The sequence below is a fragment of the Vibrio sinus genome, from assembly GCF_023634645.1.
In the GTDB taxonomy this organism is placed as follows: domain Bacteria; phylum Pseudomonadota; class Gammaproteobacteria; order Enterobacterales; family Vibrionaceae; genus Vibrio; species Vibrio sinus.
On the sequence record NZ_JAMKMR010000072.1, the window covers coordinates 1 to 201 of the forward strand.

1 rRNA gene is annotated in these 201 nt (G+C 44.8%); it reads right to left on the reverse strand.

Features of this window, described 5'->3' with window-relative positions:
• Nucleotides 1–55: ribosomal RNA gene (gene rrf / locus M9194_RS21870) — 5S ribosomal RNA — on the reverse strand; the annotation flags it as partial.
• Between the last annotated feature and the right edge of the window lie 146 nt (nucleotides 56–201).

Sequence of the window (201 nt, forward strand, 5' to 3'; positions counted from 1 at the left end):
TCACTTCTGAGTTCGGCATGGAATCAGGTGGGTCCACAACGCTATGGTCGCCAAGCAAAATCTTAAATTCGGAAAGCTGTTTGTGTTCTCGTACACATTCAATGTTCTAGTTTGAGTCCCACAACAAAACCCTTTAGGTGTTGTATGGTTAAGCCTCACGGGCAATTAGTACAGGTTAGCTCAACGCCTCACAACGCTTAT